This is a genomic window from Microcoleus sp. Pol12B4, from assembly GCF_036701385.1.
In the GTDB taxonomy this organism is placed as follows: Bacteria; Cyanobacteriota; Cyanobacteriia; order Cyanobacteriales; family Microcoleaceae; genus Microcoleus.
The window spans coordinates 1-8,334 of the sequence record NZ_JAUBQR010000225.1; the positions used below are offsets into that span (position 1 = coordinate 1).

5 protein-coding genes and 1 pseudogene are annotated in these 8,334 nt (G+C 46.0%); 3 read left to right on the plus strand and 3 right to left on the minus strand.

The window, feature by feature from the left end:
- Nucleotides 1-1,787, minus strand: a 1,787-nt coding sequence (locus QUA38_RS23815; protein WP_333166252.1) for a response regulator, incomplete at its 3' end; no start/stop codon positions are given.
- Between the two features lie 202 nt (nt 1,788-1,989).
- On the minus strand, nt 1,990-3,276 hold the full coding sequence (locus QUA38_RS23820) for a chemotaxis protein (RefSeq protein ID WP_333166254.1): 1,287 nt from the start codon (nt 3,274-3,276) through the stop codon (nt 1,990-1,992).
- 631 nt (nt 3,277-3,907) lie between these two features.
- Here QUA38_RS23820 and QUA38_RS23825 point away from each other — a divergent pair.
- Together QUA38_RS23825 and QUA38_RS23830 are read left to right on the plus strand one after the other, a co-directional pair.
- Nucleotides 3,908-6,457: an ATP-binding protein gene (locus QUA38_RS23825; protein ID WP_333166257.1), complete on the plus strand. Its 2,550-nt coding sequence runs from the start codon at nt 3,908-3,910 to the stop codon at nt 6,455-6,457.
- 139 nt (nt 6,458-6,596) lie between these two features.
- Nucleotides 6,597-7,274 (plus strand): N-acetylmannosamine-6-phosphate 2-epimerase, encoded by a 678-nt coding sequence (locus QUA38_RS23830; RefSeq protein WP_333166260.1) that lies wholly within the window; start codon nt 6,597-6,599, stop codon nt 7,272-7,274.
- 233 nt (nt 7,275-7,507) lie between these two features.
- Here QUA38_RS23830 and QUA38_RS23835 read toward each other — a convergent pair whose 3' ends face one another.
- Nucleotides 7,508-7,867, minus strand: coding sequence for a phage holin family protein (locus QUA38_RS23835; protein WP_333166263.1), 360 nt, complete (start codon nt 7,865-7,867; stop codon nt 7,508-7,510).
- Nucleotides 7,868-8,081: 214 nt separating this feature from the next.
- Here QUA38_RS23835 and QUA38_RS23840 point away from each other — a divergent pair.
- Nucleotides 8,082-8,334: pseudogene (locus QUA38_RS23840) on the plus strand (penicillin-binding protein 2); the annotation flags it as partial.

Sequence of the window (8,334 nt, forward strand, 5' to 3'; positions counted from 1 at the left end):
ATTTCCGACTCGGAATGAGCTGTCAAAAATAGCACGGGGAGCTTGCTCCAGCGCAAATCGTTGCGAACTGCCAAACACAGCTCGATACCGCTGTAACCTGGCATCTCCACATCTAAAATTAGCAAATCCGGACAAGTTGTTTCGAGTACCTCCCAGAACTTTTCGGGATCATCCAATGTTGTTACTTGAAATCCCCAAGGTTGTAGAATCACTTGCAGTGCAGCCAAGAGTTGCACGTCATCGTCTACCACCATAACTTTTGCTTCAGCAGGGCCAGTCTGGTCGAGTAGTTGGGCGACTGCTTTGAGTATATCTGCTGGGGGGATAGATTTGTGCAAAAAGCCGGAAGCTCCCAAACGAGCAACTTCTATTCGATCGCTCAATTGATTGTGTCCGCTAAAAACCATCACTGGAATTTCGGGCTTTTCACTGCGGAGTTCGGCTAGGAGAGAAAGTCCGTTTTCCTGAGATCGGGAAAATGTCAAATCCAGCAAAATCGCGTCGGGAGGCTGTTGAGAAATTGCATTTCTTGCCGCTTGCGGAGAGTTAGCGACTTCTATCAGGAAGTCGGAACCGGATGCTACTGTTTTGAGTTGATCGCTCCCAAAATTATCATCATCAACAATCAGCATTCGGCGCTTTTGGGAAACTTCAGGAACCAAATCGCCTTCTGGTTCGAGTGACGGGTGATCGAATATCTGTTTGAGCTGATGCAGAAATCCCTCAATCTGCTGAGCCGTCCCCGGTTTCAAGATGTTTTCAGCCTTGAACAAATGTTCTATCTGGCGCGCAACTTCCGAACCTTTTGGCAGGCCTAACGTTCCCAAAGAACCGACTAATTTGTGAGCTTGGGTCTGGGCTGCCTCGCGCAGTTCGCCTTCCAAGCTTCCGTTGTTCAGTTGAGCGATCGCGCGATCGAATATCGCCACCTTTTCTATAAAATTAGCTTTTAAATTTCCCCGCATTTGGGCAATCGCATTCAAGACTTTGAGACGGCGCTCGTCTTTATTTAATTCCTGGCTCGACCCGTTGGATTCAGTAGATAAAGTCTCTTGAGTTTTAGCAGTTTCTGCCGTTTCCTGCCCAACTTGTTGGCTCTCAATCTCCTCCGGCAGACTTTTGAGCCGATAGCCCAATCCGTATACGGTTTCCACTAAATCTACTGTCATCCCGGCTGCTTTCAGCTTCTGCCGCAGCCCCTTGATGTGAGCAGTAACGGCTTCTTCTTGAGGAAATTCGCCGGCCGACCAAATGCGATCGAGGATGGCGCTGCGACTGAAAATGCGCCGAGGATTTCTCAGGAAAAGTTCTAGCAAATTGTACTCTTTGGGAGTCAAGTGCAGCACTTTTTCGGCATAAGTTACTTCCGTAGTGTCCGGGTTGACTTGCAGTTTTTCCCAGGTTAAATTTGTACTCGACAAAGTTGCCTTACCCCGGCGCAGCAAAGCCCGAATTCGAGCGATTAATTCTTCAAGATTAAAGGGTTTGACCACATAATCGTCTGCACCCGCCTCTAAACCTTGGACTCGATCGTTGCTGCTATCTAGCGCTGTCAGCAGTAAAATCGGCATTTGGCAGCCGGACGATCGCAATTTTCGACACAAACTAATGCCGTCGAGTTTAGGAATCAGCACATCCAAAACAATCAGGTCGTAATCGTATGCCTGCACCAAATGCAACGCTGTTTCACCGTCGGCTGCCGCATTCACATTGTAATTGTGAGACTCCAGCGCTTGAGTCAGCAAACTGACTGTAACTGTGTCATCTTCTACCAGCAGGATTTTCATAAACGTCACCTGTCCTTCCAACTATTATTGGAAATTTTTGTCGGTTTTTGGGGCTAATTAAATAGCCTTTCTACAAATGAATTTAACAAGTCCCCACCTTCAGTATAACAAATAGTATTCTTGAAATAGAATAATTGTAAATTATTATTTTGATTTTATGTGTTTTCCTCTGGTAATATTTCATTAGATTCGGGCTGGGATTTTATGGCTTTTTGGACTTCAGCGCCTGCTGAATTTTTTGAATCAGATATTGCGAGGAATCTTGATGTTTAACTACGTCTTCCAACTCGGAAACTGCTACTTCGGCGTGTTCTATCTCTTGAACTAAAGAATCAGTGGTAACACTTTTTATGACTCCCAAAGGTTCTTGGATAGCGGTCAATGAATTGAAATTTTTTTCCGCTATTAATTCTTCCAACTCTAGCAGAGCCATTTCTGCGCGATCGATCTTGATCGTCACGGATTTAGCCACATTAGCACCCGCTCTTGCTGCCTCCGTGAGTTCGTGAACTCGAAGTTTAAACCGGCTGGCAATTTGCTCCATTTGAGTCCCCAATTCAAAAGTTTTACTTGCCAGTCTGCCAATTTCTAGACTCACTTTGCTCAGACCGCTGGGCTGACTTCCCATTTGATTGGTAACTACAGCCACCTGTACTGCTAAATACCTGACTTGTTCGATCGCCTCCCGGATGGTTCGGGAAGTGCGGTTAACCGTTTCTAAATCATTAGCTATTGCTTTGCCGACGCCTAAAATTTTATCTGTATTGTTGCAAATAGAATTAGCCCCTTGAAAAGTAGCTTGAAACGCTTGGCGACCTTCCGAAGAAATCAGTTTCGCAATTCTCACAAATCGCTGATTCATTTGAGCAATTTCTTCAGCTTGTTTGACCAGTGCCACTTGCTGGGAACTAGGATGGGTATGAAACTTTTCTGCTTGACGTTGGTGGATTTTCAAAAGCTCATTACATTCGTTAAACTTAGCCTGCTCTTGTTGAATTAGCGCCAAATACTTGTGTCTTTCTACTCGGTATTTTTGAATAATTTTGTTAGCTTGCGCTAACAGTTTGGACTGGGCAATCACCAGAGTATGAACGTCCAAAAGGCGGTGGCTTTGGTCTTCCATTACCACAATAATCGGTTCATGAATCAAGTCTTTGTGCCTGTTGAAAGACGCTTGGACGGCATCATCAACTTTCCAGTTTTCCGAAAGCAGCAAAGGCGGAATTCTAATAAAATCTAACAAGGCTCGAATCGGGTGTGACCCGTAAAGTTCTACGCGATCGGGAAAACTCATTTGCTCTCGAAATTTGACGCGAGAAATCATGCCCAATACCTGTGATTCATGAGTAATAATGACTCCCGGCAGGTCGGGTTCTTGCTCAAATCTTTCAGCCACTACCTGTCCTAGAGTTGCAGCGCTCACTTGGAAGTCGTGACACGGCAGATGTCCGATCGTGAAATCGGGGGTGAGTTGAGTTGGATTGCTCATTTACCCGGATAGTGTTAAGTACAAGTTAACAAATTATATATTAATATTATACTGGAATAAGATTGTTGAAAGTAGTCAACGACCCAGCACGGAAGTGACTGGGCTTGGGGCCTAAAACTTCATTTTCAGTTGACCACCCTGAGACCTTTGATGTCTAGGTTTTTTGAGTAATGACACCAAGCGGATGCGTAGCTAGTTCCCTGTTCTGTCGTTAAGGGTTAAACATTTTTATTTGGGTTAAGGACGTGCCATTAGGGGAATCAGCTCAGAAAACAAAGGCGCGTGCTAACTTCACCCCAGCAATGGGAGTGGAATTGCTTAGTTTCCATCAACAACCCGGTTCACAAACACAACCAGAAGCGATCGATTATACAGCCGTATCCCTTCCCCCCGTTTCCTCCTACCGCTTTCGCGCTCCTAAAGCGCTGGAGCGCGGGTCACTCGCCCAGAAGAAAGATGAGAACTATAGGGAGAAATTAGCTCTCTGGCTCCGAGGCCTTCTATTAACTACTTTCTGACTACTGTCATCTCAAGTCTGTTGGAGCGGCCGCGCCTGCTGTACCCCAGGTTCCGTCGTCACAACAGGGGCATTCATATTTTGTTCTTTAAAACAACCGGGAAAATATCTAGATTGAAACCAAAAACCTTAAATCGGACTTTGCCGCTAGCAACCTTTGAGGCTGCTTACCAGTTGTTACAGCAAATGGCTGAAATCCCAGGGGCGATTTGGCTCACCGACGATGCGATCGCTGATTCTCAAAATCTGGAAAATTCGTCGGAAAGGTTTGCAGCAGTGGTATCAGAGCATTTTAGCGCGCTGCTGCGGGGTAATCTATTAGATGAGTTCGCAACAAACGGACACAAGCACAGCGAAAAAAATCTCCATTCGCAATTGAATGTGCAGTTGACTTTTGACCCCGGGGCGATCGCCAATTTCCTGTCTCCCCTCGCAGACAAACTCGCAGAAATAACGGGTGCACCCTCGTGGAAAATTGACATTCGCGCCCTCAAACAAGCAATTAAAAATATACAGACCAACTCGGCCGTTCTTCAAAGCGAATTCACCCTAAATTTGCTGGATATTCTCGCTGCAAATGCCAGCCCAAATAATCGCCTGCCCCTACACAGCAAAATAGAAAGAGAGGGAAAATCCGCGCCCAAAGTTATAGCTCCAGAAACGATACAGAGCCAGATTCCCGAAGCCGTCAATCAATTACAAATTGTCAGTCCCTGCATTTCATTTTGTCAGCCAGTAGAAGATGCTTTGCAGCAGCAGCTTGAACAAGAGCGACTTTTGAATCAGGTGACAACTCAAATCCGTCAGAGTTTGGAATTGCCTGTAATTTTGTCAAAAGCAGTCGAGCGAGTGCGAGAGTTTTTGGAGGTCGATCGCCTGTTAATTTATCAATTTGAAAAAGTACCAGCGCCGCACAATGGCGAGTTAGCTAAAGAAATACCTGCAGCCGTTTCTGGGTCTGGTGAAATCCAAGAAAATTCCGGGTCTTACTTGTATGTAGGTCGCATTACCTACGAAGCCTTAGCCAACGATGCTATCTCGTCTGTATTGAATTTTAGTGAAGACGCGCAGTGTTTTACCAATGGAGTCATTGACCGAGAGAAATATCGCAAAGGTTTGGCTTTGTGCGTTGCGGATGTGGAAACAACTTACTCTTCGCAGCCTTGTTTTTTAGAGTTGATGCGGCGGGCGAAGGTGCGGGCGAAGTTGCTAGTGCCGATCGTAGTTCAAGACGACTTGTGGGGGCTGCTAATTGCCCACCAGTGTACTTTTCGGGAGTGGGAAGAAAGCAAAAAAACATTTTTGCGACAAATAGCAGAACATTTGGCGATCGCCATTTACCAAGCCGAACTTTATGCACAAGTCCAGCAGCAAAAGCGCACCTCAGAACAGCGCGTAATAGAGCGAACGCAAGAACTGCGCGATGCACTGGTCGCAGCCCAGTCTGCCAGCCTCGCCAAGAGCGAATTTTTAGCAGCTATGAGCCACGAATTGCGGACTCCTCTCACCTGCGTCATCGGCATTTCCGACACGCTGCTGCGGTGGTCTTACGGCAAAGTTGGCAGTAAAGAAGTGCCGGTGCAAAAGCAGCGACAGTACCTGCAAACTATCCGAGACAGCGGCGACCACTTATTAGAATTAATTAACGATATTTTAGATTTATCACAAGTAGAAGCGGGAAAAGCAATATTAAAAAATAGTGAATTTTCACTTTCTAAATTAGCTTCTCAGAGCCTGCACGCCCTCAAAGAAAAAGCTGCCGCTAAAGGCGTGGAACTGCTGCAAGAACAGCGGATAAAACAAGAGTGCGATCGCTTCATTGCTGACCCGCGTCGCTTAAGACAAATTCTCTTCAATCTTTTAGGAAATGCGATTAAGTTTACTCCCCAAGGCGGGCGAGTCATCCTGCGAGTTTGGGTAACAGAAGATAAAAATCGAATGTCGGCAGTGCGGCAGCCCGGTACTGCACCTGCTGGCAGTACCGCTGTTTTTCAAATCAAAGATACTGGCATTGGAATTCCCGAGAATCAGCGATCGCTTTTGTTTCAAAAATTCCAGCAGTTGGATTCCCCCTACCGCCGCGAATACGGTGGCACCGGTCTGGGATTGGCTTTAACTAAACAGTTAGTAGAGCTTCACGGTGGCGCGATCGAAGTCAACTCTAAAGTTGATGTCGGATCTACTTTTACCGTTTTTATACCCATCCAAACTCTAACCAAAGATGACTCCACAAAATTAACCTATGAAAAATCTAATTCATCTTTACCGCTGTATTCTTCCTCCTTGCGCGGCAGTCTCGTGCTCGTCGAAGAAGATGAAGAAACTGCCATGCTGATTTGCGATATCCTGACAGCCGCAGGACTGCAAGTGGTCTGGATGATTGAAGGTTCGGCGGCGGTGGAACAAATTGAACTTTTGCAACCGAATGCTGTGATTGTCGATATGCGTTTGCCCGGTATGAATGGCTGCGAAATAATTGACCAACTGCGCCAAAAACGCGCTACTGAAAATATCAAGATTCTAGCTTTAAGCGCTAATGAAATTCCGCCCGAGCAGATATCTTTCGTGACTGCCGGAGCTAACGATTGTTTGGCTAAACCGATTCACCCTGAGCAATTGCTGGACAAAATTATTTCTTTAATGGCTGGGATTGGTAATGGGTAATGCAATTTTAGATTTTAGATTTTAGATTTTGGAATGACTTATTGGATATGGGTTGGGATATGGTCTACAGTTACATTCTTTTTTTTGAACTGGTATAATTTGTAATTCCCAATTACCAATTCCCCATCCCCAATTCGCCATGATTAATTGTCAAATTCCTACAGGATTAATTGTTTCTTGTCAAGCACCTGCTGATTCGCCGCTGCACGCTCCGATCGTAATTGCGGCAATGGCTCGAACCGCCATCAATCGAGGTGCATCGGGCGTGCGGATTGACACTCCGGCTCACATTGCAGCGGTGCGAAAACAGATATCTGCTCCCATAATTGGGATTTGGAAGCAGCAATTGCCGGGATGCGAGATTTACATTACTCCTCGGTTTGAAGACGCGCAGGCGATCGCCACTTCGGGAGCCGATATTATCGCCGTTGATGCTACTCTGAGAAACCGTCCTGCTGACGGCGAAGACTTAAAGAGATTAATCGGGCGAATTCACAGTGAATTGGGCAAATTAGTGATGGCGGATGTAGATACAATAGAAGCTGCGATCGCGGCAACCGAAGCTGGTGCAGATACTGTAGCAACTACTCTTTTTGGCTATACTGCCCAGACGGAAAATTTTTCGCCGCCGGGATTTGATTTGCTTGCGGAAATGGTAGAAAAGCTTAAGGTTCCCGTTATCTGCGAAGGCGGGATATCGGGGCCGGAAATGGCTAAAAAAGCCTTGGATTTAGGAGCGGCGGCTGTTGTTGTCGGGACAGATATTACTGGGATCGATCTTAAAGTGACAGCCTATAAGTCGCTGATGGGGAAGTAAGTTCGGCAACGCATTGTTTAACGGATGTAACGGATGTTCGGCAACGGATTGTTTAATGGATGTAACGGATGTAACGGATGTTCGGCAACGGATTGTTTAACTGATGTAACGGATTGAAGGAAGAAGGGAGAAGAAATATTCGGTGATTTCAATCGCTTGTAGGCACAGGAAACGCGCCAGCTAAGGATGGGAAATATCGGGCGATTTCAATCGCCCTTTATCCGGGGAAGTTGCTAAATCAGTGCGCCATTGATAAAGCTGCTAACTACAGCCAAGGCGATCGCCCCCAGTACCGCGCTCCAAAGGCCCATCCGCAAACTAAATCCTTCAACTAACTTCGCAGCCGAGGCAAAAACAATCACGTTCATTACAAAAGCAAACACGCCGGAAAGCAATCCCAGCGTCAGTAGGTTCGGCACGAAAAAAACTGCTTTCAGAATTGGCAAAATTAAAACATTCAACATTCCCAAAACCGCAGCGGAAATTACTGCTTTCGGTGTGCGGTCAATTTCTACGCCGATCGGCAGTTGAGAAATTAGCAGCAAGCTGCTGCCCGTCACGAGCCAAGCAATCAAAAAATCGATCGGTTCCACAGCGCCCCTACATCCTTAACAGTTGAATTGTCAGAAAAACCTGATATTTAATGTCTAATTTAGTCAACAACTCCGGCTGATTCATCTGCCAATCGATAGAATTTATGTCTGTTACTAAAGAGTTAGAAGTTATAATCCCTGTACCCTCTGCCAAATCATCCGGATGGGAACCGTATCAACCTGTTAGTTGAATAAAAAGAGCAGATTAATTAATATGGCTGGCGATTTTTCTTTTAACTCTAAAATCCGATTCGACAAAAATGGCTTGGACAATCCTGCACGGCAACGCAGCCGATCGCTCCAAGTTATGATTTTTATGCTGTTCGTCACTACCTTGGTGACGCTACCGATATTTCGTCTAGCCGAACTGCAACTGGTACAGGGAGCCTACAACCGACAGCGGGCGGAAAATAACCGCATTCGCCCTGTTTCAGTCCCAGCCAATCGCGGTCAAATTTTAGACCGCA